This window comes from Bradyrhizobium sp. RT6a, assembly GCF_040547675.1.
In the GTDB taxonomy this organism is placed as follows: Bacteria; Pseudomonadota; Alphaproteobacteria; order Rhizobiales; family Xanthobacteraceae; genus Bradyrhizobium.
In genome coordinates, this window is sequence record NZ_JBEPQC010000010.1 from 117,285 (window position 1) to 142,770 (window position 25,486).

24 protein-coding genes are annotated in these 25,486 nt (G+C 65.2%); 15 read left to right on the forward strand and 9 right to left on the reverse strand.

Features of this window, described 5'->3' with window-relative positions; all coding sequences use genetic code 11:
- Positions 1 to 14 precede the first annotated feature (14 nt).
- From ABIC03_RS34440 to ABIC03_RS34465, 6 genes are all read left to right on the forward strand, one after another.
- A complete protein-coding gene (locus ABIC03_RS34440; RefSeq protein ID WP_354064766.1) occupies positions 15 to 1,970 on the forward strand; it encodes an ABC transporter ATP-binding protein/permease in 1,956 nt (651 codons plus the stop codon).
- Between the two features lie 162 nt (positions 1,971 to 2,132).
- The gene (locus ABIC03_RS34445) at positions 2,133 to 2,957 is read left to right on the forward strand and encodes an FkbM family methyltransferase (protein WP_354064768.1); all 825 of its coding nucleotides are present in this window, start codon (positions 2,133 to 2,135) and stop codon (positions 2,955 to 2,957) included.
- Positions 2,958 to 2,978: 21 nt separating this feature from the next.
- The gene (locus tag ABIC03_RS34450) at positions 2,979 to 3,365 is read left to right on the forward strand and encodes a VOC family protein (RefSeq protein ID WP_354064770.1); all 387 of its coding nucleotides are present in this window, start codon (positions 2,979 to 2,981) and stop codon (positions 3,363 to 3,365) included.
- A gap of 72 nt (positions 3,366 to 3,437) precedes the next feature.
- Positions 3,438 to 3,923 (forward strand): pyridoxamine 5'-phosphate oxidase family protein, encoded by a 486-nt coding sequence (locus ABIC03_RS34455; RefSeq protein WP_275174740.1) that lies wholly within the window; start codon positions 3,438 to 3,440, stop codon positions 3,921 to 3,923.
- Entirely contained in the window at positions 3,923 to 4,165 is a 243-nt protein-coding gene (locus ABIC03_RS34460) for a hypothetical protein (RefSeq protein WP_007604217.1), read from the forward strand. Before ABIC03_RS34455 ends, ABIC03_RS34460 begins: the two co-directional genes overlap by 1 nt.
- Positions 4,166 to 4,351: 186 nt before the next feature.
- A complete protein-coding gene (locus tag ABIC03_RS34465; RefSeq protein WP_354064773.1) occupies positions 4,352 to 6,583 on the forward strand; it encodes an OmpA family protein in 2,232 nt (743 codons plus the stop codon).
- Positions 6,584 to 6,751: 168 nt separating this feature from the next.
- Here the strand turns inward: ABIC03_RS34465 and argG are convergent, their stop codons facing one another.
- The 6 genes from argG to ABIC03_RS34495 all read right to left on the reverse strand — a co-directional run bounded on the left by argG (position 6,752) and on the right by ABIC03_RS34495 (position 12,731).
- Positions 6,752 to 8,089: an argininosuccinate synthase gene (gene argG, locus ABIC03_RS34470; protein WP_354064775.1), complete on the reverse strand. Its 1,338-nt coding sequence runs from the start codon at positions 8,087 to 8,089 to the stop codon at positions 6,752 to 6,754.
- A gap of 93 nt (positions 8,090 to 8,182) precedes the next feature.
- A complete protein-coding gene (locus ABIC03_RS34475; protein WP_275169131.1) occupies positions 8,183 to 8,959 on the reverse strand; it encodes a phosphatase PAP2 family protein in 777 nt (258 codons plus the stop codon).
- A 157-nt stretch (positions 8,960 to 9,116) separates the two neighbouring features.
- Positions 9,117 to 9,611: a hypothetical protein gene (locus ABIC03_RS34480; protein WP_275169157.1), complete on the reverse strand. Its 495-nt coding sequence runs from the start codon at positions 9,609 to 9,611 to the stop codon at positions 9,117 to 9,119.
- 123 nt (positions 9,612 to 9,734) lie between these two features.
- Entirely contained in the window at positions 9,735 to 10,928 is a 1,194-nt protein-coding gene (rlmN, locus tag ABIC03_RS34485; RefSeq protein WP_354064777.1) for a dual-specificity RNA methyltransferase RlmN, read from the reverse strand.
- A 183-nt stretch (positions 10,929 to 11,111) separates the two neighbouring features.
- Positions 11,112 to 11,774, reverse strand: coding sequence for an invasion associated locus B family protein (locus tag ABIC03_RS34490; protein WP_275169127.1), 663 nt, complete (start codon positions 11,772 to 11,774; stop codon positions 11,112 to 11,114).
- Positions 11,775 to 11,891: 117 nt separating this feature from the next.
- Positions 11,892 to 12,731, reverse strand: a complete 840-nt coding sequence (locus ABIC03_RS34495) for an SDR family oxidoreductase (protein ID WP_354064780.1) — start codon at positions 12,729 to 12,731, stop codon at positions 11,892 to 11,894.
- A gap of 233 nt (positions 12,732 to 12,964) precedes the next feature.
- Here ABIC03_RS34495 and ABIC03_RS34500 point away from each other — a divergent pair, with 233 nt between their 5' ends.
- Positions 12,965 to 13,939, forward strand: a complete 975-nt coding sequence (locus ABIC03_RS34500; RefSeq protein ID WP_275169124.1) for an NADPH:quinone oxidoreductase family protein — start codon at positions 12,965 to 12,967, stop codon at positions 13,937 to 13,939.
- 157 nt (positions 13,940 to 14,096) lie between these two features.
- On the opposite strand, the gene ABIC03_RS34505 is transcribed toward ABIC03_RS34500, so the two are convergent.
- Positions 14,097 to 14,486: a YkvA family protein gene (locus tag ABIC03_RS34505; protein WP_354064782.1), complete on the reverse strand. Its 390-nt coding sequence runs from the start codon at positions 14,484 to 14,486 to the stop codon at positions 14,097 to 14,099.
- 92 nt (positions 14,487 to 14,578) lie between these two features.
- Complete coding sequence (locus ABIC03_RS34510) at positions 14,579 to 14,881, reverse strand: 4a-hydroxytetrahydrobiopterin dehydratase (RefSeq protein ID WP_354064784.1); 303 nt, start codon at positions 14,879 to 14,881, stop codon at positions 14,579 to 14,581.
- 152 nt (positions 14,882 to 15,033) lie between these two features.
- Between ABIC03_RS34510 and ABIC03_RS34515 the strand changes: the two genes are divergently transcribed.
- A complete protein-coding gene (locus ABIC03_RS34515; protein ID WP_354064786.1) occupies positions 15,034 to 16,479 on the forward strand; it encodes a TAXI family TRAP transporter solute-binding subunit in 1,446 nt (481 codons plus the stop codon).
- 87 nt (positions 16,480 to 16,566) lie between these two features.
- Positions 16,567 to 18,108, forward strand: coding sequence for an alkaline phosphatase D family protein (locus ABIC03_RS34520; RefSeq protein ID WP_354064788.1), 1,542 nt, complete (start codon positions 16,567 to 16,569; stop codon positions 18,106 to 18,108).
- Between the two features lie 10 nt (positions 18,109 to 18,118).
- Here ABIC03_RS34520 and ABIC03_RS34525 read toward each other — a convergent pair whose 3' ends face one another.
- Entirely contained in the window at positions 18,119 to 18,520 is a 402-nt protein-coding gene (locus ABIC03_RS34525; RefSeq protein WP_275169116.1) for a response regulator, read from the reverse strand.
- A 156-nt stretch (positions 18,521 to 18,676) separates the two neighbouring features.
- Between ABIC03_RS34525 and ABIC03_RS34530 the strand changes: the two genes are divergently transcribed.
- From ABIC03_RS34530 to ABIC03_RS34555, 6 genes are all read left to right on the forward strand, one after another.
- On the forward strand, positions 18,677 to 19,441 hold the full coding sequence (locus ABIC03_RS34530) for a Crp/Fnr family transcriptional regulator (protein ID WP_275169114.1): 765 nt from the start codon (positions 18,677 to 18,679) through the stop codon (positions 19,439 to 19,441).
- A 79-nt stretch (positions 19,442 to 19,520) separates the two neighbouring features.
- Complete coding sequence (locus ABIC03_RS34535) at positions 19,521 to 20,237, forward strand: prolipoprotein diacylglyceryl transferase family protein (protein WP_275169112.1); 717 nt, start codon at positions 19,521 to 19,523, stop codon at positions 20,235 to 20,237.
- The gene (locus ABIC03_RS34540) at positions 20,218 to 21,648 is read left to right on the forward strand and encodes a radical SAM protein (RefSeq protein ID WP_354064792.1); all 1,431 of its coding nucleotides are present in this window, start codon (positions 20,218 to 20,220) and stop codon (positions 21,646 to 21,648) included. Before ABIC03_RS34535 ends, ABIC03_RS34540 begins: the two co-directional genes overlap by 20 nt.
- Positions 21,645 to 21,914, forward strand: coding sequence for a hypothetical protein (locus ABIC03_RS34545; RefSeq protein WP_275169109.1), 270 nt, complete (start codon positions 21,645 to 21,647; stop codon positions 21,912 to 21,914). Before ABIC03_RS34540 ends, ABIC03_RS34545 begins: the two co-directional genes overlap by 4 nt.
- A gap of 256 nt (positions 21,915 to 22,170) precedes the next feature.
- Complete coding sequence (typA, locus tag ABIC03_RS34550; protein WP_275169108.1) at positions 22,171 to 23,997, forward strand: translational GTPase TypA; 1,827 nt, start codon at positions 22,171 to 22,173, stop codon at positions 23,995 to 23,997.
- A 174-nt stretch (positions 23,998 to 24,171) separates the two neighbouring features.
- Complete coding sequence (locus tag ABIC03_RS34555; protein WP_354064795.1) at positions 24,172 to 25,419, forward strand: flavin monoamine oxidase family protein; 1,248 nt, start codon at positions 24,172 to 24,174, stop codon at positions 25,417 to 25,419.
- Positions 25,420 to 25,486 lie beyond the last annotated feature (67 nt).

The following is a 25,486-nucleotide window of genomic DNA, read 5'->3' on the forward strand; positions in this document are numbered from 1 at the left end:
TGCGTTATCCGGTCATGCAAAAGCCGGCCGCAAAGCGCGAAAAGAGCAAGAAGCCGCCCATCGTCGAAATCGTCGGCGAGGCCGGGGAGGAAGTGGCTCCGCCGCCGCCTGAGCTGGTCGAGCCCGATCCGGAGCTGTCGCCGGAAGAGGCCGAACAGGCCCGCAAGGACTATCTCCTCACCCGCTTCTGGATCAGCGCGCGCGGCTTCTGGGGCCGCAACGGCGACCGGCTGGCGTGGCTTTATTCCATCGGCCTCGGCGTACTGATCGTCCTGACTGTCGGCTTTCAATACGGCATCAATGTCTGGAATCGGGCGATCTTCGACGCGATCGAGAAGCGCGAGGCGTCCACCGTCTTCCATCTCACCGCGGTGTTCTTCCCGCTCGCCATCGGCAGCATCGTGCTCGGCGTGGCGCAAGTGTTCGCGCGCATGGGCATCCAGCGGCGCTGGCGAGCCTGGCTGACGGCAAGCGTGCTGACGCGCTGGCTCGGCAACGGTCGCTACTACCAGCTCAATCTCGTCAGCGGGGACCACAAGAATCCGGAATACCGGATCGCGGAGGATCTGCGCGTCGCAACCGATTCGCCGGTGGATTTTCTCGCCGGCGTGACGTCCGCGCTGCTGTCGGCCGCGACCTTCATCGTCGTGCTCTGGACCATCGGCGGGGCACTCACCGTCACGCTTGCGGGATCGTCGGTGACGATTCCCGGCTTCCTGGTGATCGCCGCGATGCTTTATGCCGCAATTGCATCGGGCTCGATCCTGGTGATCGGCCGCCAATTCGTGCAGGTCTCCGAGGACAAGAACCAGGCCGAGGCCGATTTCCGCTACACGCTGACGCGCGTGCGCGAGAACGGCGAGAGCATCGCGCTGCTCGGCGGCGAGGACGAAGAGCGCGACGGCATCGACCGCAATTTCACCAATGTACTGCGGCAATGGGCGCGGCTCGCGGGTCAGCACATGCGCACCACGCTGGTGTCGCAGGGATCGAGCCTCGTTGCGCCGGTCGTGCCGCTGCTGCTTTGCGCGCCAAAATTCCTCGACGGCAGCATGACGCTGGGGCAGGTGATGCAGGCGGCTTCCGCCTTCACCATCGTGCAGAGCGCGTTCGGCTGGCTGGTCGACAATTATCCGCGGCTCGCCGACTGGAATGCCTGCGCGCGCCGCATCGCCTCGCTGATGATGTCGCTCGACGGCCTTGAGCGCGCCGAGCAGGGCGATGGCCTCGGCCGTATCAAGCGCGGCGAGACCAGCAACAACGCCATGCTGGAGCTGACGGACCTCTCCGTCACGCTTGACGACGGCACGGCCGTGGTCGGCGAGACCGAGGTGGTGGTTGAGCCTGGCGAGCGGCTGCTGGTTGCCGGCGAATCCGGCACCGGCAAGAGCACGCTGGTGCGCGCCATCGCCGGGCTCTGGCCATGGGGCGGCGGCAGCGTCAATTTCCGTCCCGACCGGCGGCTGTTCATGCTGCCTCAGCGACCCTACGTGCCCTCCGGCTCCCTGCGCCGTGCGGTCGCCTATCCCGGCGCGGAAGACGACTGGACCGTGGAGGAGATCGGCGAGGCCCTGCACAAGGTCGGTCTCGACCATCTCAAGGAGAAGATCGAGGAAGAAGCACCGTGGGACCAGACCCTGTCCGGTGGCGAGAAGCAGCGCCTCGCCTTCGCGCGGCTCTTGCTGCACAACCCCGACATCATCGTGCTGGATGAGGCGACCTCGGCGCTCGACGAGAAGAGCCAGGACAAGATGATGAAGATGGTCACCGACGAGCTGCCGAAGGCCACCATCGTCAGCGTCGCGCATCGTGTCGAGTTGGAAGCCTTCCACAGCCGCAAGATCGTGCTGGAGCGCCGCAAGGGCGGCGCAAAACTCGTCAGCGACATCGACCTGATCCCGCGCAAGGGCAAGCGCAAGCTGCTGGGCCGCTTCCTGCGCCAGCGCAAGGCGCCGAAAAAGGCGGCGTGACCTGTAGCCCGCATGGAGCGCAGCGCAATCCGGGAAAGTCTGTCCGCGCGGCAAGACCCCCGGATTACGCTGCGCTCCATCCGGGCTACATTCTTCTCCCGTAGCGTTGGAGTCCCCGGCAAAACCGGCTATGCATGCGCCGCTTGCAATGAGGACTCCCGCTTGACGACCGACAATGCCCCTCCGTCCGCGCCATTCGGCGCGTTTGCGCCGAACGCGGCGCAGGCCGCGATCATTCGCCTCGCGACACAATCGGGGCTGAAGCGCGGCGCGTTCCGGCCGTGGATGTCGCGGCTGGTGAACCTGCTGCGCGGTGGTCCCGTCGACGTCCAGTACCAGGGCGCATCGTTTCGCTTCTATCACCAGGGCAGCGCGACCGAGCGCGGCGCGCTGTTCAATCCCGACTATAATCTCGACGAGCTCGACTTCCTGCGCCAGCACACTCCGGACGGCGGCGTGTTTGTCGACGTCGGCGCCAATGTCGGCACATTCGCGCTGGTGATGGCGCGACAGGTCGGCCCATCGGGCAAAGTGGTCGCCATCGAGCCGCATCCGATGACGTTTGGACGGCTCTCGTTCAACCAGGCCGCATCGAAAGCGACGCAGGTGCGTCTGGTGCAGGCGGCCGCCGGCGACAGCGACGGCGAGCTGATGATCGAGAGCGGCGGCGGCAATCTCGGCGCCACCCACGTCGTCACCGGCACAGCCAGCGCGGAGGCGATCAAAGTGCCCTCGCTGCGGTTGACGCGCATTCTCGACGAGGCCGGCGTCACCAGGGTGGACGCGTTGAAGATCGACGTCGAGGGCTTCGAGGATCGCGTGCTGATCGGCTTCTTCCGCGACGCGCCGCAATCGCTATGGCCGCGCGCGGTGGTGATCGAGCATCTGTCACATAAGGAATGGCGGGAAGATTGTATCGCTGACATGGTCGCGCGCGGTTTTGTGGTTGCGCGCAAGACGCGGAGCAATACGTTCCTGTCGCGCTGACGACGAACGACGGAGGTTACGATGATCGACCATATGGGCTTCCCGGTCTCCGACTATGAGCGCGCCAAGGCGTTCTACGCCAAGGCATTGGCGCCGCTCGGCTACAGCCTGATCATGGAGGTCACGCAGGAGCAGACCGGACACGATCCGGCCGCCGGCTTCGGCGCCGACGGCAAGCCGGATTTCTGGATCGGCGGCGAGGGCGCGCTGAACAAGCCGGTGCATGTCGCGATCCTGGCAAAGGACCGCGCCACGGTGGACGCGTTCTACAAGGCGGCGATGGCGGCGGGCGGGCGCGACAACGGGCCGCCCGGCATCCGTGCGCACTATCACCCGACCTACTACGGCGCCTTCGTGCTCGACCCTGACGGCCACAACATCGAGGCGGTTTGCCACGCGCCGGAATAGATAAGTTCCATCCTTCGGCCGGAACCTCGTTCCGCGCGAGCCGTTGTCGTCCCTTGCAAGAAGGAGCACGACATGGCCAACGACAATGCCCGCGACGTCGACCGCGTATGGGATCTGATGAAGTCGATCGGATTTGCGATGCTGGTGACGCGCGATGGCGACAAGCTCCGGGCGCGGCCGATGAGCGCCTATCTCGATCGCAACGCGGACACGATCTATTTCCTCACCGACGCGCGGCGGCACAAGGACGAGGAGATCGCGCGCAATCCGTCCATCAACCTGTCGTTCGCGGATGCGGGCAGCCAGAAATACGTGTCGCTGACGGGCACCGCCGTCGTCTCCAACGACCGTGCGAAGATCAAGGAGCTGTTCTCGACGCCCGCCAAAGCGTGGTGGGATTCTGCGGAAGATCCCAACATCCGCGTGCTCAAGGTCACGCCTGACGATGCCGAGTTTTGGGACTCGCCGGGCACCGTGATCTCCTATGTGAAGATGGCGGCCGCGGCAGTGACGAACACGCGGCCCGATCTCGGCGACAACCGCAAGGTCTCCATGTAATGCCGATCGAGCCGCCCGAGATTCCGCCGTCAACGCCGGGCACGCCGACCGAGCCGCCGCCGGGGATTCCGCCGGGCAATCCGCAGCCTGAAATCGCGCCGCCGGTGCGCGAGCCCGGCTCGCCAGCACCGCCCGACGAATTGCCGGGCCGCATGCCTGAAGAGATTCCATCACGCGGACCGAACGGCCCGCTCACGCCGAATCCCGCGACGGACGCAAGTCCGCCGCGGGATCGCGCATGAGGCGACGCATCACATCCGAGGCAATTGCAACCTGCGTCTGAATGCGCAATGAACGTCACCATAGTGAGGTGATTTGCGTGCAGAAATAAATCGGGCCGCGTCCACTTCGTCCGCCACAATCCGGCCTAACGCGTAGCTGTTCATCCCAACACTTCGTCAAAGAACCTTCCGGGGAAGTTCACCATCATGACCAACCTTCGTTTCGTGCTGCTTGCCACCACGGCTCTGACCGCGATGCAATTCGCAAGCTCCGCATCGCATGCGCAAAGCGCGCCGCCGCTCGTCGTCGCGCAGGCGCAGCCACAAGAGACCGGCCCTGACGGAAAACCGAAGCAGCCGCCGAAGGGACCGCCAGCGGCCGCGCCGCCTGCGGCGCCCGCGCGCCCGGCCGCACCGCCGCCCGCAGCTGCACCGCCCCATCCGCCCGCGGCACCCCCTCCGGCTGCCGCACCGCCGCGTCCAGCGGCACCGCCGCCGCCTCCGCCGCCACCTGCAGCCCGTCCGGCACCGCCGCCGCCCCCGCCGCCACCTGCGGCCCGTCCGGCACCGCCGCCGCCCCCACCACCGCCTGCCGCCCCGAAGCAGCCTGCGCCGCCCCCGGCTGCGGCTCCGCAACAGCATGCGCCCCCTCCGGCACCGCCTGCCGCGCGCCCGGCTCCCACGCCGCCAGCACCGCCGCCCGCCGCAGCTCCGCAGCAGCACGCACCAACACCGCCGCCCGCGGCTCGCCCGACGACTCCGCCGCCGCCGGCAGCAACTCCTCAGGGCCGTCCCGCGCCGGCGCCCACGGCGACACCGTCACCTGCGCCTGCGGCACCAACGGCGAGACCGGGCGCGCCCGCGCCGGCTGCCACCCCTGCACCTACGAACACACCTTCACCGACGGCGACCCCTTCACCAACAGCGACTCCTGCGCCGACCGCGACGCCGGCTCCGGGCAGCCCGCCCGCCGGACGCCCCGGTACGCCCCCGCCCGGTCGTCCCGGCGCGCCTCCGGCCGCGGGATCACCAACACCGGCTCCGGGTGCCACGCCCGCTCCAACGACGACACCGGCGCCAGGGGCTACCCCGACGCCGCCCGCCGGGCGTCCCGGTCCCGCACCGGGCGCAACGCCCGCGCCCGGCGCAACCCCCGCTCCGACAGCGACACCAGCTCCCGGCGGCGCTGGCACACCGCCGCCTGGGCGCCAGGGTGGAGCTCCTCCTGCTGGCGCACCCGCTGCCGGAGCTCCGCCGACCCAGCCGCAGGCAGGTGCCCCGCCCCAGCCGCCGGCTCCCCCCGCCGGCGCTGCGGCCCCGAGCACCGTCCCGGGCTCCGCGGCCGCAACGCCTCCGCCCAACAGGGCGCAATACGCGCCGCCGACGGTTGCGCCGGCCTTCCGAACCGCGCCGACGGTCGCAGCACCGCTGCCGCCAGCACCGCGTCCGCCGCAGCGTGACCTCACGCCGCTCGCGATCGGTGCTGGCGTGGTGGCCGGCGCCGTGATTGGAGCCACCATCGCCGACCTCCACAATCAGCGGCGCGAATCCGTCGAAGGCGGTCGCACCGTCTACACCGAGCCGGACCGCATCATCATCCGCGATCCCGGTGGGCAGACCTACGTCCGCGGCAACGATCTCTATCGTTTCCGCTATGGCGCCCGCGACATCCGCACCGAGACTGTCGGAGCCGATACCCGCACCGTGGTGATCCGTCCCGACGGCAGCGAGATCATTACTGTTGTCGGTCCGGACGGTCGGCTGCTGCGGCGAATTCGCAGGGATTCTCGCGGCCGCGAGCTCATCATCATCGACAACAGCTATCGCGATCCGCAGTCGGTCGGCGGCTTCTATGTCGACGCGCCGCCGCCGGTCGTGAACATTCCCTACGACCGCTATATCGTCGATGCCCAGGAGGCGTCGCCTGACGTGATCTACCAGACCATGCGGGCACCGCCGGTGCAGCGGATCGATCGGCGTTATACGCTCGACGAAATCCGCTACAGCCCCAATGTTCGCATGCAGATGCCCAGCATCGACGTCAACTCGATCACCTTCGAGACGGGTTCGTGGACGATCCCACCGGATCAGGCGGCGAAGCTGCAAGTGATCGCCGACGGTCTCAATCAGGCGATCCAAGCCAACCCGCGTGCGGTGTTCCTGATCGAGGGACACACTGACGCGGTCGGCAACGACGTCGACAATTTGTCATTGTCGGATCGTCGCGCGCAGTCCGCGGCCGAATTGCTGACACAGCAATTCAGTGTGCCGGCTGAGAACCTGACCTCGCAGGGCTATGGCGAGCAGTACCTGAAGGAGCAGACGCAAGGGCCGAGCGCGATCAACCGTCGCGTCACCGTCCGCAACATCACGCCGCTGCTCAACGGCGGCCAGGCCTCGCTGCCGCCGCCCCCGCCCGGCACCGCGCCGCCGCGGTAACGGCACGCACAAACGCAAAATGGTCGGGAGCAATCCCGGCCATTTTTGTTTTCGTCATTGCGAGGAGCGAAGCGACGAAGCAATCCAGACTATCGCTGCGGGAAGACTCTGGATTGCTTCGCTTCGCTTCGCTCGCAATGACGAATGAGGCAGCAATCCCCGAGAGCCTCAGCCCTTGTCGTTCTCCAGCCGGAAGATCTGCGAGCCTTCGCTGCCCGACAACAGGCCCGTGTCGCTGTAGAGCTTCAGCTTGGCGCGGGTGTCGTTGATGTCGAGGTTGCGCATGGTGAGCTGACCGATGCGATCGGCCGGCGTGAACGCCGCGTCCTCGACCTTCTCCATGCTGAGCCGCTCCGGCGCATAGGTGAGATTCGGGCTTTCCGTGTTGAGGATCGAGTAGTCGTTGCCACGGCGCAGCTCGAGCGATACTTCGCCGGTGACGGCGCGGGCGACCCAGCGCTGCGCGGTCTCGCGCAACATCAGGGCCTGCGAATCGAACCAGCGGCCCTGATAGAGCAGGCGACCGAGACGCATGCCGCTGATGCGGTACTGTTCGATGGTGTCCTCGTTGTGGATGCCGGTGACGAGGCGCTCATAGGCGATGTGCAGCAGCGCCATGCCGGGCGCTTCATAGATGCCGCGGCTCTTGGCCTCGATGATGCGGTTCTCGATCTGGTCGCTCATGCCGAGGCCGTGGCGGCCGCCGATGGCGTTGGCTTCGAGGAACAGCGCGACGGGATCGCTGAAGGTCTGGCCGTTCAGCGCGACCGGCTGGCCTTCCTCGAAACGCACCACGACCTTCTCTGCCTTGACGCTGCAGTCGTCACGCCAGAACGGCACGCCCATGATCGGGTTGACGATCTTAATGCCGCTGTCGAGGCTTTCGAGATCCTTGGCCTCGTGCGTCGCGCCGAGCAGATTGCTGTCGGTCGAATAGGCCTTCTCGGCACTCATCTTGTAGGCAAAGCCCTGCGCCGTCATGAACGCCGACATCTCGGCGCGGCCACCGAGCTCATCGATGAACTGCTGGTCGAGCCAGGGCTTGTAGATGCGCAGGCCCGGATTGGTCAGCAGGCCGTAGCGATAGAAGCGCTCGATGTCGTTGCCCTTGAAGGTCGAGCCGTCGCCCCAGATGTTGACGCCGTCCTCCTTCATCGCCGCGACCAGCATCGTGCCGGTGACGGCGCGCCCCAATGGCGTGGTGTTGAAATAGGTGATGCCGCCGGTGGAGATATGGAAGGCGCCGGACTGGATCGCGGCGATGCCTTCATGGACGAGCTGCGTGCGGCAATCGACCAGCAGCGCTTTCTCCGCCCCGAACTCCATCGCCTTGCGCGGAATCTCATTGTAGTCGGCTTCGTCGGGCTGACCGAGATTGGCGGTATAGGCGTAGCAGCGCGCGCCCTTCTGCTTCATCCAGAGCAGCGCCGCGCTGGTATCGAGGCCGCCCGAAAAAGCGATGCCGACTTTCTCACCCTTGGGCAGGCTTTTCAGGATCGTGGTCATGGGGCTTCCAATCGGTCTCGAAGGGCTGATGTCGTTTCACGGCTTGACCGCGCGAATATCAAATTTCGCGGGGCTCGGCACCCCTTTAATGGCTCAAACGGACGGCTCGGCACTCGTCTTGCGGCCGAACAGGCGCTGGCGAAGCCGGTAGGCGGGCATGTTCAGCCGGGTCAGGGCGGCATCGACCGCCTCGTCCGAAAACCGGGTCCGCGGCCAGCGGTAGATCAGCGCGTAGGCAAACCAGATCACGACGAAGGTGACGAGGCCGGCGATCGACACGTCGGTGAAGAAGTGGCCGCCAAAGGCCATCCGCAGCCCGCTGGTCACGAGGCCGAACACCACGGCTCCGGCATAAGCGAGCGGCCGCCACGGCGGCGGTGCCAGTGCGGCGGGCGCCAGCGTCCAGAACGCGGTCGCGCCCTCACCCGAAAAGAACGAGCAGTTGCGCGCGCAGCCACCGCGCGGATCCCACCACGGCACGAATTGCTGATCGCCGGCAAACTGCGTCACGACCACCGGGCGCGGCCGGCCCCAATAGGTCTTGAAGGCGAGATTGGTGAGGATGCCGGCCGACATGATGATCGTGACCAGCAAGAAGACGATCGCGCGCCCGGATACCATCAGCGGGCGGTCGGGCCGGACCATCTTGACCACAAGCGCGACCAGCGCAGGCAGCACGAACGCCCACGCAACCCACATCGCGGCATCGCGCGCGAAGCTCGCCCAATCGTTCAGCTTGAGCGGAAACGTCTTCGTCGCGGGGTCGAAGAACAGCGCGGCGAGCTTGAGATCGAGCTCGGGATAGAGGCCGAAAACGACGCCGATCACGAGCCACAGCGCCAGGGCGATGAAGAGTCCAGTCCGGTTCATGGCGCGCGGTTTAGCCGAGTGGGGAGGGGATGAAAACCCTTGGGACCGTCATTCCGGGGCGGTGCGCAGCACCGAACCCGGAATCTCGAGATTCCCCGGTGCGCAATTGCGCACCTGTGGTCTGGTCCTTCGGACCATCCCGGAATGACGGCGCAAGCTACCGCGCATCCGGTCTTGAATTCGACGGCAGTGGCGGAGGCGGATTGCGCGGCAGCGGCGGATTGCGCCAAGCGCCGGCATTGCGGCCGGCGATCAGCCAGTAGACGACACCGGCGACAATGCCCGCGCCGGTCATGATCTCCAGGTGCCGCCGCACGATGCCTTCGAATTGCAGCGTGTCGGAATGAAACGGGACCAGGCCGAGATAGCAGGCGAGCCCCACGACGCCGCCGCCCACGGCATAGGCGAGCGCGCTGCGGATGTAGAGCGCCTCGGTGATCGCGACGATCACCGCCGCCGGCACCAGCGCAAAACCGGAGACGAAGATGAAGCCGAACCCGAGCACGATATCGATCGTGCCCTGGTCGACGGGACCGGCGCCGAGATCGGCGAACTCCGGAAACAACAGCGCGACAACGACGATCATGCCGCCGATGAAGCAGGCGGCCAGAAAGCCGATGAAGATGACGATGAGGCGGCCGATCAGGGACATGACGTCACCCTCGCCGTCATTGCGAGCGTAGCGAAGCAATCCAGTCTGCCTCTGCGGAAAGACTCTGGATTGCTTCGCTGCGCTCGCAATGACGAGGATGCGAGAGCACGTGCGCGCATCAGCTCAGTCCGTCATCGCCATGGCGCGTAGCGTCTGGCGTTCCCTGGCGGAGAGTTTTTCGGTTTCCGACTTGAGCTGGCCGCAGGCGGCGAGGATGTCGCGGCCGCGCGGCGTGCGCACCGGCGAGGAGTAGCCGGCGTTGAAGACGTACTCCGAGAATTTTTCGATCTGGTCCCAGTCCGAGCATTCATAGGCGGTGCCGGGCCAGGGGTTGAACGGGATAAGATTGATCTTGGCGTGAATGCCCTTGAGCATCTTCACCAGCAGCTTGGCATCGTCGAGCGAATCGTTGACGCCCTTGAGCATCACATATTCGAAGGTAATGCGCCGCGCGTTCGAGGCGCCGGGATAGTCGCGGCAGGCCTGCAGCAATTCCTTGATCGGATATTTGCGGTTGAGCGGCACCAGCTCGTTGCGCAGCTCGTCGCGCACCGCATGCAGCGAGATCGCGAGCATCACGCCGATCTCCTCGCCCGCGCGCACAATGTTCGGCACCACGCCCGAGGTCGACAGCGTGATGCGGCGGCGGGAGATGCCGATGCCTTCGTTGTCGCCGACGATGAGCAGCGCGTCGCGCACCGCGTCGAAATTGTAGAGCGGCTCGCCCATACCCATCATCACGATGTTGGTGACGCGACGCGTGCCGTCTTCGCGATCGGCCCAGTCGTTCAGACGATCGCGTGCGACCATCACCTGACCCACGATCTCGCCGGCGGTAAGGTTGCGCACCAGCCGCTGCGTGCCGGTGTGACAGAAGGAGCAGTTCAGCGTGCAGCCGACCTGAGAGGACACACACAGCGTGCCGCGATCGGTTTCGGGGATGTAGACGCACTCGACTTCATGCGCGCGCTCGACATTGTCGCCGCTCGGCAGCCGCAGCAGCCATTTGCGGGTGCCGTCGTTGGAGATCTGCTCGGCCACGACTTCGGGCCGGTCGACGGTGAAATGTTGCGCGAGTTCGGCGCGAATGCCCTTCGAGACCGAGGTCATCTCTTCGAAATTCTGGGCGCCGCGGAAATACATCCAGTGCCACAGCTGCTGCACGCGCATCTTGCGTTGCGCCGGTGCAACGCCGATCTCGCCGAGGCGATCGGCAAGCTCGGTGCGCGACAGGCCAATCAGCGAGGGTTTCGCCGGCGGCACATAGGTTTCGAGCGGAGTCTTCTCCACCAGTGTTGCGTTGTGCGGCTCGGTCATCGGTTGCCTGAGATTGCTGCTGCTGTCTCGTCATGCCCGGGCTTGTCCCGGGCATCCACGTTCTTGTCCGCCCGTAGCCAGCGCGTAGATGGCCGGGACAAGCCCGGCCATGACGGCTGTACCTTTGGAATAGCCCCTATATAGCAACCGGAACCGCCGATTGCGACCTTATCGACCGCAGCCTTAACGCCTGCAATCCTGGGAGATCCGGTCAAGCGCCTGGGCGAGGCCCTTCAGCGAAAAAGTGTCGGTCGTCTCGGTCCCCTTAGACGAGACGCCCTTGACCACGAGATCGGCGGATTTGCGCATGGCCTCGACCATCCGCTCTTCCTCGGCCGCGTTCTTGATCCAGAGACCGTCACCCTGCGAGTACATGGCGAAAGCGGCGCCGCCGACCTCGACCGAGGATTCAGAGCCCGGCTTCAGCGCGTAGCCGATCATGACCGAGACTTCGTTGTTGACCTTCTCCGCCGGGCGGGTGGAGACGAAGGCATAGGCAGGATCGCGCGGCCGATTCGGCGGGTTGGTCTTCGACGACGACGGCTTGGCCAGGGCGAAGCAGACCTTTTTGCCATTGGGCGCGGCCGAATAGGCGCCCCAGGTGCCGAACTGACCGATCAGGGTTGGCTCGGCGCCGCCCGCAACCGCCGCGTGCGGGGCCGTCGGCTTGCTCTCGGGCTTTGCAGCCGTCTTTCCGGTCGTATTGGCCGCCGGCGCAGCCGATTTCGGCGCGGCCTCTTTCGGTGCAGTTTTGGGCGCAGGTTGCGCCGTCTGCGCCCGCGCGGAATCGGTGATTCCACAGGCCGCCACGCCCGTCATCAAAGCTAAAATCAGCACCCGCCACATGCTGGAGTGGTTCCCTCAATATTGTGACTGGAAGATGGCCCGGCCGCGCGTTGTCCCCGAGCAGGGATAGCCGGGAAAGTCCAATTTGGGAAGGCAGTTAGCGAAGGGCCGCGGCGACTAGGTCCTGGATCGTGCCGCGCGCTGCTCCGCCCATTGCGCATCGGTCCAGCGCAACAGATCCTCGGCGCCGGAGCTGCGCAAATGCGCGCCACCGTCGATCACCACCATCTCCCCGTTGATGTAGCCGGCACGGTCGGAGACCAGGAAGCTGGCGAGGTCGGCAAGCTCGCCGTGCTCGCCGGCGCGTCCCATCGGGTTGCGCGCGGCCCACCCTTCGTCGCGACCCTCGGGGCGGAGCTGACCCGAGGCGCCCGCGGTCGGGAACGGTCCCGGCGCGATCGCGACGGTGCGGATGCCCTTCGGGCCCCATTCCACGGCGAGACTTTTGGTCATCGCCAGCACGGCCGACTTCGCCATCGCCGACGGCACGGTGAAGGCGCGGCCGGTGATGGTCGAGGTCGAGAGGATCGAGAGCACGACGCCGTCATGCTTGCCGTCGATCCAGCGCTTGCCGGCGGCAAGCGTACAATACATCGCGCCATGCAGCGTCGGCGCGAGGATCGCATCCGCGGCGCGGAATGAGAGATGCTCGCTCTGCGCAATGAAAGTTGCAGCCGCATTGTTGACGAGAATATCAAGCGGCGCCTCGCGCCAGATGGCGTCCATCATCGCTTCGACGGCGGTGCCATCGCGGATATCGCAGGCGATCGTCGTGACCTTGCCGCCGGTCTCTTTGCGCATCTCGCTCGCCGCCGCCTCGAGCCGATCGAGCTTGCGGCCGCAGATCACGAGCTCGGCGCCGAGCGCGAGGAAGCGGTGCGCCATCGCAGCACCGAGACCCGAACCGCCACCGGTGACGAGGATTCGCTTGTCCTTGAGCAGGCCTGTTTCAAACATGGTTTGAATCCTACCTTTCTTTCTTCCCGTCATTGCAAGCGCAGCGAAGCAATCCAGGCTATTTCCGCGGCACGGATTCTGGATTGCTTCGCTGCGCCCGCAATGACGAGAGGATAGGGCCGAATGCAATTTCAGACAAAGAAACCGGATTGTGGGACCGCGCTAAATCCGGCAGAAACAGCCAAACTATAATTCTGCCTCGAAACGCCAAGTGCTCTCAAGAAGGTGCCGCCATGAAAGCCATCCTCTGCTCGCAATATTGCCAGCCCGACGATCTCGTTCTGGCCGACGTGCCGGATCCGGTGGCCGGTCCCGGCGAAGCCGTGATCGCGATCAAGGCTGCGGCGCTGAACTTCTTCGACATCCTGATGATCCAGGGCAAGTACCAGATCAAGCCGCCGTTCCCGTTCTCGCCGGCCGCCGAAGTCGCGGGCATGATCGAGAGCATCGGTCCCGGCGTGACCGATCTGAAGGTCGGCGATCGCGTCGTCGCCTCCTGCGGCCACAACGGCGCGCGCGAAAAGATCGCGCTGCCGGCCGCATCGATCGTGAAGATCCCCGACCATCTCGATTATGATCGCGCGGCCGGCATCATCATCATCTACGGCACCGCGCTGCATGCGCTGGAAGATCGCGCGAGCCCGAAGCCGGGCGAGACGCTCGCGGTGCTCGGCGCCGCCGGCGGCACCGGACTTGCCGCGTGCGAGCTCGGCAAGCTGATGGGCCTGAAGGTGATCGCCTGCGCCTCGTCGGACGAGAAGCTCGAATTCGCGAAGGCGCATGGCGCAGAACTCACGCTCAACTACGGCAAGGAAGATTTGAAGGAAGGCTTGCGCAAGCTCACCGGCGGCAAGGGCGTCGACATCATCTTCGATCCCGTGGGCGGCACCTATGCCGAGCAGGCGCTGCGCTCGATTGCCTGGGAAGGCCGCTTCCTCGTGATCGGATTCGCCGCCGGCGACATCCCGAAGATGCCGCTGAACCTCGCGCTGCTGAAGGGCTGCGACATCCGCGGCGTGTTCTGGGGCGCATGGACGCGGCTCAACCCGGAAAAAAACCGCGCCAATCTCGAGAAGCTGGTGAAGTGGACAGCGGAAGGAAAGATCTCCTCGCATGTCGATCGCGTCTTCCCGCTGGCGCAGACGGCGGATGCGCTGAAAGTGCTCGCGGGACGTCAGGCCATGGGCAAGGTGATTTTGCATCCGTGAGGGTGCTGGCGACAGAGCAAGGTCGCCGCTACGCACTCAACTGTCGTCGCCCGGCTTGACCGGGCGATCCAGTACTCCGTAACGAGTGTTGTTGAATCGATAAGCCGCGGCGTACTGGATTCCCCGCCTTCGCGGGGAATGACAGCGGAGTGTATGGCTACTGCGTGGCTTCCACATCCACCTCATCCACCCCGCGCTTCAGCGCGGCGCGGGCGGCTTCGCGGTGCTCATTCGTGATGTGGCTGGCGACCATACGGATGGCGGTGGCGAGCACGGCGGCGTCATCGGTGAAGCCGAGGATCGGCATCACGTCGGGAACGAAGTCGAACGGCAGGATGAAATAGGCGATCGCCCCGAGCAGCGACGCCTGGACATGGCGCGGCGTCTGGCGGTCGAAGGCGCAGTAATAGGCGGCGAGCAGATCCTCCGCGAACGGCAGATGCGCGGCGACACGCTTCAGCTTGCGCCAGAAGCGGCGGCGCACGTTCTCACGATCTTCCGCGAGCCGATCGGCCGGCTCGAAACCGACGCTGTGTTCGGCAGCCATGTTCGACAAACTCCCCGTTCCAGCCAGGGGTGGCAGATCGCCGCATCCCGTGCTGATCACAAGATGGGGACGCGGCCGGTCCCCGCAAGACGTCAGCCTGGTGTCAGCTTGGCGATGGCGTTCATCGCCCTGGCGAGCTCGATGTCGAGCGCGGTGATGCCGCCGGCGTCATGGGTCGACAGCACCACCTCCACCGTCTTGTAGACATTGCGCCATTCGGGGTGGTGGTCCATCTTCTCGGCGACCAGTGCCGCGCGGGTCATGAAGCCGAACGCCTCGTTGAAATCCTTGAAGACAAAGGTTTTCCCGATCGCCTCGCGTCCCTGAACCTCGGTCCAACCAGGTAGTCCGCCCAGCGCCTGTCCGCGCGCCTCCGCCGAGAGCCGTTCTGCCATTGCCGCCTCCGTCCTTCAGGGGAACTTTACCCTAACACCCGCCGACGCCCCGGGTTCATACGGGATCAGACCCCATCCGCTAACCATGACGGAGATGTAACCCTGCCGGACAAGAAATTTGCTACACTTGCGGGCGTAAATCGCCGGCCAAGATGAAACTGAGCCTCAAGCGACTGTTCGGGAGATCGATGACCGGGGGATTGGACCTGGCCGAAGCGCCCACCCCGCCCTCGCCGCGATCATCGGCGCGGAAGACGGCGCTCGTGACTCTCGCGCTGGTGCTCGCGATCGTTGGCGCGCTCGCTGGCGGCTACTATTTTGCCATGCGGTCGGAGACGCTGAAGATCGCGGTCGGCCCCGCCAACAGCGATGATGTCAAGGTCGTGCAGGCACTGACCCAGGCCTTCGCGCAGCACAAGAGTTCCGTGCGGTTGCGTCCGATCCAGACCGACGGCGCCACCGCCAGCGCCAATCTGCTGGCGGAGGGCAAAGCCGACCTCGCCATCGTGCGCGGCGATCTCGACGTGCCGAAAAACGCGCAAGCCGTTGCGACCCTGCGCAAGAACGTCGTGGTGCTGTGGTCCGTACCCGGCAAGGGCAAGAAGAAGGGCGCGAAGATCACCAAGATCGCGCAGCTCGCCGGACATCGGGTCGGCGTGGTTGGCCGTACCCAGGCCAACGTCAATTTGCTCAAGGTGATCCTGCAGCAATACGGCGTCGATCCCGCCAAGGTCGAGATCGTGCAATTCCCGGCCAATGAAGTTGCCGAGGCGATCAAGTCCCAGAAGGTCGATGCCTATCTCGCGGCCGGTCCCGTCAACAGCAAGATCACTTCGGACGCGATCGCCACTTCCGCCAAGGAGTTCGGCACGCCGACTTTCCTCGCGATCGATTCCGCGGATGCGATCGCGCAGAACCATCCGGTCTATGAAGCGGCCGAGATTCCCGCGGGCACTTACGGCGGCTCGCCCGATCGTCCCGATGACGAGGTCAAGACCATCAGCTTCTCGCACCACATCGTGGCGCGCAAAGCCGTCTCCGAGACCACCATCGCGGCGTTCACGCGCCAGCTTTTCGCCGTGCGCCAGCAATTGGTGACGGAATTCCCGCTGGCGGCGAAGATCGAAACGCCCGACACCGACAAGGATGCGGTGATTCCCGTGCATCCGGGCGCTGCCGCTTTCGTCGACGGCGAAGAAAAGACCTTCCTCGACAAGTACAGCGATTACATCTGGTGGACCCTGATGGCGCTCTCGGCCATGGGCTCGATCGGCGCCTGGTTTGCGGGCTATCTGAAGAAGGACGAGCGCGACAACAACAGCCATCTGCGCGAGCGGCTGCTCGACATGATCACCGCCGCGCGAAAGAGCGAGACGACCGAAGATCTCGATCAGATGCAGACCGAGGCGGACGAGATCCTGCGCGACACGCTGCGCTGCTACGACCACGGCGCGATCGAGGAAGGTGCGCTCACCGCCTTCAACATCGCACTCGACCAGTTCCATGCGGCGGTTGCCGACCGCAAGGCCGTGCTGTTCAGCCTGCCGCAGAACCTGCAGCGGGCCGGCGCGCAATTCCGGGCCGCCGGCAGCGCGTAATCGCTGCGTCACATTGTCTCCATATAGCGTTGGGCTTCACCGTGGCGGCCGCTGGACGGTCGCCTCACGCGATACCGAGACCATCCCATGAACATCAAATTCTCCCGCCGCCGTTTCCTGACGACCAGTGCCGGCGCGCTCGGCGCGGTCGCAATGCCCCATCTCTCCCGCGCGGCCGACCGGCCGGTGGTGACCCATGGCGTGCAGTCGGGCGACGTCACCGTCGACGGCGGCGTGATTTGGGCGCGCACCGATCGGCCTGCGCAGATGCTGGTCGAAGTGGCGACGACGGAGTCGTTCAAGGAGGCCCGCGCACTGCCGCCGATCGCGGCGCTGCCCGAGAGCGACTTCACCGCGAAGATGCTGATCGAAAACCTGCCTAGCGGACAGGATATCTTTTATCGCGTCCGCTTCCGCGATCTCTCGCATACCGCGGTGGAGGGCGAGCCGGTGACCGGCCGCTTCCGCACCGCGCCCGCCGACCGCCGCGACGTCAGCTTCGTCTGGGGCGGCGACGTCGCAGGACAAGGCTGGGGCATCAACCCCGATGACGGCGGCATGTTCACCTTCTCGGCGATGCGCAAGCACCGTCCGGATTTCTTCCTGCATTCCGGCGACACCATCTATGCCGACGGCCCTATCCAGTCCGAGGTGAAGCTCGCGGACGGCAAGACCTGGAAGAACGTCACGATTCCCGAGAAGGCCAAGGTCGCCGAGACGCTGGACGAGTACCGCGCCGCGCACAAATACAATTTCACCGACGACAATCTTCGCGCCTTCAATGCCGAAGTGCCGATTTTCGTGCAGTGGGACGACCATGAGGTGACCAACAACTGGTCGCTGTCGAAGGAGCTGCCGGCGACCTACAAGGAGCGCGACATCACGCTGCTTGCGGCCCGCGCAGGCCGTGCCTTCCACGAGATGTATCCGATGCGCGAGAGCATCGTCGAGCCCGGCCGCGTCTATCGCCAGATCTCCTATGGTCCTCATCTCGACGTGTTCGTGCTCGACGAACGCAGCTATCGCGGCCCGAACGGCCCTAACCTCGAAACCGCTTACGGCCCGGCCAGCTATTTCCTCGGCCCCAACCAGATCGCCTGGCTCAAGCGCGGTCTGTTAAATTCGCGCGCGACCTGGAAGGTGATCGCCTCCGACATGCCGCTCAGCCTCGTCGTGTCGGACACGCCGAAGGGTGGATCGGAAGCCATTGCGCAGGGCGACGGCCCGGTGCGCGGCCGCGAGCTCGAGATCGCCGACATTCTGCGTTTCATCAAGATGGCGCCGGTCAGCAACACCGTATGGCTGACGGCGGATGTGCATTACGCCGCCGCGCACTATTACGATCCCAACAAGGCGCAATTCCAGGATTTCGAGCCGTTCTGGGAGTTCGTGTCGGGCCCGCTTCACGCGGGCACATTCGGTCCGAACGCGCTCGACAATACGTTTGGGCCCGAGGTGCGTTTCGTCAAGGCGCCGGGGAAAGACAACCAGAACCTGCCGCCGTCCGCCGGCATGCAGTTCTTCGGTCACGTCAAGATCGACGGCGCTTCCGGCCAGATGACGGTGACCTTGCGCGACCGCGCCGACGTGGCTCTGTGGTCGACCACGCTCGATCCGAAGCCGGCCTGACGCCGTATCGCTAGTCTGCCGCGCGTACGTGGAGCGCCGCCTCAAGCGCGTCGCTCGAACACGGCTTCTGCAGACGCGGCTGCGTGGCGAATTCCGGCGGGATGCGCGCGTCAGCGCCGTAGCCGGTGACGAAGACGAACGGAATTTTCAGGGCCGCGAGCCGTCCGGCGACCGCAAAGCTGGTCTCGCGACTCAATCCGACGTCGAGCAAGGCGAATTCGGGGGTGCGCGCCGCGATTGCGGCCAGCGCCTGCGCCACTGAACCTACCGTGCGCACGCTCTTCACGCCAAATCCGAGCAGGCGATCCTCGAAGTCGATCGCGATGATCGGATCGTCTTCGACGATGAGAACATCGGCGGGACAGTTTGAACCATCGGAAGCGGCGGGTGCCATCATCGTAACTTGCAGCATGAGGTTTCTCTGACTGGGTACCGGGTCACGACGCCTGCACCCAGCGCGGAGGGTTCCCGGAACGAAACCATCACATCACAGTTGTCAGGTCTGTCCACTTGTGCACACAGGACCTCGACGGAACTCGCTAATGTGGAGGCGGATGGAGAGTTTAAGATGGACGCGCGGACCAGTAACGCCACCGAGATCGACAGCCGGCCAACCAACAACCTGCTGCGGCGCTTGAGCGCGGCCGACTTCGCCCTGCTTGCGCCACATGTCATGCTCGAAAGCGCTGCAGCGAATGAGCTGCTCTACAACCCCGGCGACGACGTTCAGGTCGTCCATTTCCCCTGCGGACCGTCGCTAGCGACCTTCCTCGTTCCCAATGAGGACGGCCGCGACGTCGAGACCATCCTGGTCGGCCGCGAAGGCGCGGTGGGCGGCATCGTCAGCGAGGGCTATCTGCCGGCCTATACCCGGATCTGCGTGAAATTCGGCGGGCCGTTTGCGCGCATTCACGTCGGCAAGCTGGAGGCCGCCAAGCAGCGCTCGCCCTCGTTGCGCCATGTCTTCGCTCGCTACGCCGACTGCATGCTGGCGCAGATCTTCCAGTCCACCGCCTGCAACGCCATTCACTCGATCGAGCAGCGCACCGCCAAATGGATGCTGGCGGCGATGGAGCGGACCGGCGACGAGAGCAGCGTGCCGCTGACTCACGAACAGCTCGCGACGCTGCTCGGCGTCGGCCGCAGCTATGCCAGCCGCGTGCTCCAATCGTTCAAGGCGGAAGGTGTGCTCGACACGCGACGCGGATCGATCCTGGTCCGCAACCGCGAGGGCCTGCGCCTGCGCGCCTGCATGTGCAACGAGGCCGTGAAGATGCACTTCGAGGAGGTGCTGCGCGGGGTCTATCCGACCGAAGAGCGGCAAGCCGGCTAGCCCCCTGCCTCGCTCCTCTTCGGGGATAAGAAGCGGCCGCACTATCCCGCCGGGCGGGAACCTGGGCTAATGTCCCCGCATGAGCGGGGCTTTCCTTCACACTCTCTTCGACATCGCAGCGTGGCTGGTGGCGGCAGTCGCCCTCTACTGGCTGTCGCGACAGGGCCTGCGGTTTCCGGCGCAATCGTTCGAGATGTCCTACCTCGCCGCTTTGGTGTTCGGTGCGGGCCTCGGCGCCTATCTGTTCGGCTCCGCCAATCTGTGGCTGTCGGGCCAGAGCGGCATTGCGCGCTCGGTCGAGGGGGCGCTGGCCGGTGGCATCGTGGCGATCGAACTCTACAAATGGTCCGCAGGGATCGCGGTACGAACCGGCGCCCGGTTTGCGCTGCCGCTGGCGATCGGCATCGCGATCGGCCGGCTCGGCTGCTATTTCGCGGGCCTCGACGATTTCACCTACGGCACGCCGACGGCATGGCCCTGGGCCCATGATTTCGGCGACGGCGTCCTTCGCCATCCCGTGCAGCTCTACGAAAGCGTCGCGATGGGCGTATTCGCGCTGCTCTACGTGGTGGCGATCTTGAACCGGAGCGCGTTTGTGATCACCAATGGTTTCTACCTCGTCCTCGTCTACTATGGCGCACAGCGCTTCCTGTGGGAATTCCTCAAGCCCTACGGCACGCTGATCGGCCCCTTCACGCTGTTTCACCTGCTGTCGCTGTCCATCCTGCTCTACGCCGTCGTCATGCTGGCGACGGCGCCCAAAGCGAGACCCATGCATGAACGCGCCGTTGCGTAAGTCGCGCCCCTATATCTTCTGGGGCCAGACCCAATCTCTCTGCGAGACCTGCCTGAAGCTGGTGCCGGCCAGGATCCAGATCCTCGACAACGAGGTCTGGTACGAAAAGCGCTGCAAGGAGCATGGCGTCCAGTCCACGCTTGTGTCGACGGACGCAGCCTATTGGCGCCTGTGCAAGGATTTCATCAAGCCCGGGGACCGGCCGCTCGCCTTTCAACGGCATACCGAATTTGGCTGCCCCTATGATTGCGGCCTGTGCCCCGACCACGAGCAGCATTCCTGCCTGGCCCTGATCGAGATCACCGAGCATTGCAATCTAACCTGCCCGGTGTGCTTTGCCGATTCCTCGCCGGCGCGGACCAGCTTCACGCCGCTGGCCAAGATCGAGCGAATGCTGGACGCGCTGGTCGCGAGCGAGGGCGAGCCTGACCTGGTGCAGATCTCCGGCGGCGAGCCGACGCTACATCCGGATTTCTTCGCGATCCTCGATGCGGTGCGCGCGCGCCCGATCCGCCATGTCATGATCAATACCAACGGCCTGCGCATCGCCCGCGAAAAGGATTTCGTGGCGCGGCTCGCCGAGAACAAGCGCGGGCTCGAGGTCTATCTCCAGTTCGACTCGCTCGAACGCGACGCGTTGATCAATCTGCGCGGCGCGGATTTGCGCAAGATCCGCCAGCAGGCGCTGGAAAATCTCGAGCATTACGGCGTGTCGACCACGCTGGTGGCAACCATCAAGCGGGGCGTCAACGATGCCGAGATCGGCGACATCGTCCGCCATGCGCTCACGTGGAAGTGCGTTCGCGGCGTCACGTTGCAGCCGGTGCAGGACGCCGGCCGCAACGAGAATTTCGACAAGAACACCGATCGCATCATGCTGTCGGAGATTCGCAAGCGCGTGGTCGAAACCGGCGTGTTCGGCGACAAGGACATGATCCCGCTGCCCTGCAACCCCGAAAGCATCTCGATCGGTTACGGCCTGCGCAACGGCGAGAAAGTGCTGCCGCTGACCTCCCTGATCCCGCAGGAACAACTCGTCGCATTGTTGCCCAATACGATAAGCCCGGAGAAGCATCCGGCGCTGAGGGAGAAATTCATCGATTTGTTTTCGCTGTCCTCGGGACCGCTGAACACCAGCGAGCGCGTCTGCGAATTGCTGTGCTGCCTGCCGAGCTTCGAGGTACCGCAGGGCATCACGTACGAGAACGTATTCCGCGTCACCATCGTGCAGTTTCTCGACCGCTTCAATTTCTGCGTCGGCAACGTCAAGCGCAGCTGCATCCATTTCGTCACCGAGAACGGCGCGATCATCCCGTTCGACACCTACAATCTGTTCTACCGGAACGGAAAGATCGACGGCATCCGCGCCGAACTGGCGGCGCAGTCAACCGAAGGAGTCCTGCAGGCATGAGCATCAGCGACCCGCCGCCGCCAGCCCCTCCGGGACCGCCTCCTGCCCCGACGAACAAGCGCAGCGGCTGCCTGACCGCGGTCATGGCGATCTTCGGGATCCTCCTGCTGCTGCCCGGTGCCTGCGCAATCCTGTTCGGCGGCATTTCGATATCCGACAGCGGCCGGATCGGCTCCGACGTCGCCCCGCTGGTGTTCCTGGGCCTAGTCGTGGGGCTGGGCGGGGTCGCCCTGATCTGGGCCGCCATCAAGGGCCGGCGCGGCTGAGCCCGGCTTTTCGCCTAACCCCCGGGAATCCCCGGACAAAATTCAATCAACCAATGGCCAAAGAACACATTGTTTTTTGGCCGTTTTTGCCTATATTGCGCCGCAACGCGTAGGGTGCCCGGTCGATATGCCGGGCTTTCCCTTTTGGGCGGAAAGCGCCCCGTTTCCAGTCTTCAAGCGTTGTTTCGAGAAGAGGTCCCGGTCTGACCGGCGAGATCGCGCTTAACCCATTGTCCGACCGCAAAGAAGCCCACTCATGAACCTTCGCAACATCGCCATCATCGCCCACGTCGACCACGGCAAGACGACCCTGGTCGACCGCCTCCTCCAGCAATCCGGCACCTATCGCGAGAACCAGAAGGTGACCGAGCGCGCCATGGACTCCAACGATCTGGAGCGCGAGCGCGGCATCACCATCCTGGCCAAAGCGGCCTCGGTGCAGTGGAAGGACACCCGCATCAACATCGTCGACACCCCCGGCCACGCCGATTTCGGCGGTGAGGTCGAGCGCATCCTCAACATGGTGGACGGCGCGCTGGTGCTGGTCGACGCCGCCGAAGGCCCGTTGCCGCAGACCAAATTCGTGGTCTCCAAAGCGCTCAAGGTCGGTTTGAAGCCGATCGTCGTGATCAACAAGGTTGACCGTCCCGACGCGCGGGCGACCGAAGTCATCAACGAGGTGTTCGACCTGTTCGCGGCGCTCGACGCCAGCGAGGAGCAGCTCGACTTCCCGATCCTCTACGGGTCGGCCAAGCAAGGCTGGATGGCCGATAGCCCGGACGGATCCCAGGAAGCCGGCATGCAGCCGCTGTTCGACCTGATCGTGCGCCATGTCGCGCCGCCGACGGTCGAGGAAGGCCCGTTCCGCATGATCGGCACCATTCTGGAAGCCAACCCCTATCTCGGCCGCATCATCACCGGCCGGATCTCCTCAGGCTCGATCAAGCCGAACCAGGCCGTGAAGGTGCTGGGCGCCGACGGCAAGACCATCGAAACCGGCCGCATCACCAAGATCCTCGCCTTCCGCGGCATTGAGCGCACTCCTCTCGACGAAGCCGAGGCAGGCGATATCGTCGCGATCGCCGGCCTGACCAAGGGCACCGTCGCCGACACCTTCTGCGATCCGTCGGTCGACACCCCGCTGGTGGCGCAGCCGATCGACCCGCCGACCGTGTCGATGTCCTTCATCGTCAACAACTCGCCGCTCGCGGGCACCGAAGGCGACAAGGTGACCAGCCGCATGATCCGCGACCGCCTGCTGCGCGAGTCCGAAGGAAACGTCGCGCTGCGGGTCGTCGAAGCCTCCGACAAGGACGCGATGGAAGTCTCAGGCCGCGGCGAATTGCAGCTCGCGATCTTGATCGAGACCATGCGCCGCGAGGGCTTCGAGCTCTCGGTGTCGCGTCCGCGCGTCGTATTTCAGAAGGACGAGGCCACCGGCGCCACTCTGGAGCCGATCGAGGAAGTCGTCATCGACGTCGACGAGGAGCATTCCGGCGTCGTCGTGCAGAAGATGAGCGAGCGCAAGTCCGAGCTGATCGAGATGAAGCCGTCCGGCGGCAACCGCCTGCGGCTGGTGTTCTACGCGCCGACCCGCGGCCTGATCGGCTACCAGGGCGAACTGCTCACCGACACGCGCGGTACCGCGATCATGAACCGTCTGTTCCACAGCTACGCGCCGTACAAGGGCGAGATCCAGGGCCGCCGCAACGGCGTGCTGATCTCCAACGACCAGGGCGAAGCGGTGGCTTACGCGATGTTCAAGCTGGAAGATCGCGGCCCGATGATGATCGAGCCGGGCTGGAAGGTCTACAAGGGCATGATCGTCGGCGAGCATACCCGCGACAACGACCTCGAAATCAACGTGCTCAAGGGCAAGCAGCTCACCAACATCCGAACCACGTCGAAGGATGAAGCGGTGCGCCTGACCCCGCCGATCCGCATGACGCTGGAAAAGGCGCTGGCCTATATCGAGGACGACGAGTTGGTGGAGATCACGCCGAAGTCGATCCGCCTGCGCAAGCGGCACCTCGACCCGAACGAGCGCAAGCGCGCGGAAAAGTCCAAGGAAGCGGTGGCTTAAGGCCGCCGCTCTCAACGCTGTCATGCCCCGGCTCGACCGGGGCATCCAGTGCGCCGCGGCTTATCGGTTCAATAACAAATGTCTCTGGAATACTGGATCACCCGCCTGCGCGGGTGATGACAGCTGTGCTTGCGGCGGCTTCAGCACTCTTTGCGAACGTGCTAGAGCCCGCCCATGAGCTCCCTTCCCTCCTCCGTCGACGTCGCGATCATCGGTGCGGGCGCCGCCGGCCTCGGCGCGGCGCATGCGCTGGCAGGATCCGGCCTCTCCGTGGTCGTGCTCGAGGCGCGCGACCGGCTCGGCGGCCGAGCCTGGACGGTGCAGGCCTCGCCCGAAGTCACCTTCGACGTCGGCTGCGGCTGGCTGCACTCGGCGGACAACAACTCCTTTGTCGCGATTGCGAAACAGCTCGGTTTCGAGGTCAACAAGGACCTGCCGCCCTGGCGCGAGCGCGCCTATGGCAACGCGTTTCCGAAAGCCGAGCGCGATGATTTCATGCACGCGATGGACGCCTTCTATCAGCGGCTGTGGAAGACCGCCCAGAAGGGCCAGGATGTCCCCGCGAGCTTGAGCCTGGAGCCGGGCAATCGCTGGAATCCCATGATCGACGCGATCTCGACCTACATCAACGGTTGCGAACTGAAGGACATGTCGACGCTGGACTGGGATGCCTATGAGGACAGTGACCTCAACTGGCGCGTCCGCCGCGGCTATGGCGCTCTGATCGCGGCCTATGGCGCGCCCTGCCCGGTGGCGCTGAACTGCAACGTCGCGCTGATCGATCATTCCGGCCAGCGCATCCGCATCGAGACATCGCAGGGCACGCTGACCGCGGACAAGGTGATCGTCACCGTGCCGACCAATCTCATCGCCGGCGAAGCCATCCGGTTCTCGCCTGGCTTGCGCGCCAAGGTCGACGCCGCAGCCGGCCTGCCGCTCGGCGTCGACGACAAGGTGACGCTGGCGCTCGAGGATGCCGAGGCCTTCCCGAAGGAAGGAAACCTGCGCGGCGCCACCATGCGCACCGACATGGGCACCTATCATATCCGCCCGTTCGGCCAGCCCTGCATCGAAGGCTTTTTTGGCGGCAGCTTTGCGCGCGAACTGGAAGATGCCGGCGAAGGCGCTATTGCCGCGCAGGGCATCGACGAGATCGCAGGCTTTCTCGGCAACGACATCAGGCGAAAGCTGAAGCCGCTCTACGAGTCGCGCTGGGCGCACGATCCCTTCGCAAGAGGCTCCTATTCGCACGCGCTGCCGGGCCACGCCGGTGACCGCGCCGTGCTGGCGGCACCGGTGGATGGACGGTTGTTCTTTGCGGGAGAAGCGACTTCGCCAAACTTTTTCTCAACGGCGCATGGGGCGAGGGATTCAGGGGAGCGCGCGGCGAGGGAGGTGTTGGGAGTTCTGGGCAGACCATAACCACACACGCCGTCGTTGCGAGCGTAGCGACGCAATCCAGAATCTTTCCGCAGCCGCAGTCTGGATT

Coding starts and splice junctions, on each gene's coding strand:
- ABIC03_RS34455 (WP_275174740.1), top strand. CDS start 3,438: ATGGCCAACGACAATGCCCGCGACGTCGACCGCGTATGGGATCTGATG.
- ABIC03_RS34530 (WP_275169114.1), top strand. CDS start 18,677: ATGGACGCGCGGACCAGTAACGCCACCGAGATCGACAGCCGGCCAACC.
- ABIC03_RS34525 (WP_275169116.1), bottom strand. CDS start 18,520: ATGCTGCAAGTTACGATGATGGCACCCGCCGCTTCCGATGGTTCAAAC.
- ABIC03_RS34500 (WP_275169124.1), top strand. CDS start 12,965: ATGAAAGCCATCCTCTGCTCGCAATATTGCCAGCCCGACGATCTCGTT.
- ABIC03_RS34480 (WP_275169157.1), bottom strand. CDS start 9,611: ATGTCCCTGATCGGCCGCCTCATCGTCATCTTCATCGGCTTTCTGGCC.
- ABIC03_RS34510 (WP_354064784.1), bottom strand. CDS start 14,881: ATGGCAGAACGGCTCTCGGCGGAGGCGCGCGGACAGGCGCTGGGCGGA.
- ABIC03_RS34535 (WP_275169112.1), top strand. CDS start 19,521: ATGAGCGGGGCTTTCCTTCACACTCTCTTCGACATCGCAGCGTGGCTG.
- ABIC03_RS34475 (WP_275169131.1), bottom strand. CDS start 8,959: ATGAACCGGACTGGACTCTTCATCGCCCTGGCGCTGTGGCTCGTGATC.
- ABIC03_RS34495 (WP_354064780.1), bottom strand. CDS start 12,731: ATGTTTGAAACAGGCCTGCTCAAGGACAAGCGAATCCTCGTCACCGGT.
- argG (WP_354064775.1), bottom strand. CDS start 8,089: ATGACCACGATCCTGAAAAGCCTGCCCAAGGGTGAGAAAGTCGGCATC.
- ABIC03_RS34545 (WP_275169109.1), top strand. CDS start 21,645: ATGAGCATCAGCGACCCGCCGCCGCCAGCCCCTCCGGGACCGCCTCCT.
- typA (WP_275169108.1), top strand. CDS start 22,171: ATGAACCTTCGCAACATCGCCATCATCGCCCACGTCGACCACGGCAAG.
- ABIC03_RS34520 (WP_354064788.1), top strand. CDS start 16,567: ATGAACATCAAATTCTCCCGCCGCCGTTTCCTGACGACCAGTGCCGGC.
- ABIC03_RS34465 (WP_354064773.1), top strand. CDS start 4,352: ATGACCAACCTTCGTTTCGTGCTGCTTGCCACCACGGCTCTGACCGCG.
- ABIC03_RS34555 (WP_354064795.1), top strand. CDS start 24,172: ATGAGCTCCCTTCCCTCCTCCGTCGACGTCGCGATCATCGGTGCGGGC.
- ABIC03_RS34460 (WP_007604217.1), top strand. CDS start 3,923: ATGCCGATCGAGCCGCCCGAGATTCCGCCGTCAACGCCGGGCACGCCG.
- ABIC03_RS34450 (WP_354064770.1), top strand. CDS start 2,979: ATGATCGACCATATGGGCTTCCCGGTCTCCGACTATGAGCGCGCCAAG.
- ABIC03_RS34505 (WP_354064782.1), bottom strand. CDS start 14,486: ATGGCTGCCGAACACAGCGTCGGTTTCGAGCCGGCCGATCGGCTCGCG.
- ABIC03_RS34490 (WP_275169127.1), bottom strand. CDS start 11,774: ATGTGGCGGGTGCTGATTTTAGCTTTGATGACGGGCGTGGCGGCCTGT.
- ABIC03_RS34440 (WP_354064766.1), top strand. CDS start 15: ATGCAAAAGCCGGCCGCAAAGCGCGAAAAGAGCAAGAAGCCGCCCATC.
- rlmN (WP_354064777.1), bottom strand. CDS start 10,928: ATGACCGAGCCGCACAACGCAACACTGGTGGAGAAGACTCCGCTCGAA.
- ABIC03_RS34540 (WP_354064792.1), top strand. CDS start 20,218: ATGAACGCGCCGTTGCGTAAGTCGCGCCCCTATATCTTCTGGGGCCAG.
- ABIC03_RS34515 (WP_354064786.1), top strand. CDS start 15,034: ATGAAACTGAGCCTCAAGCGACTGTTCGGGAGATCGATGACCGGGGGA.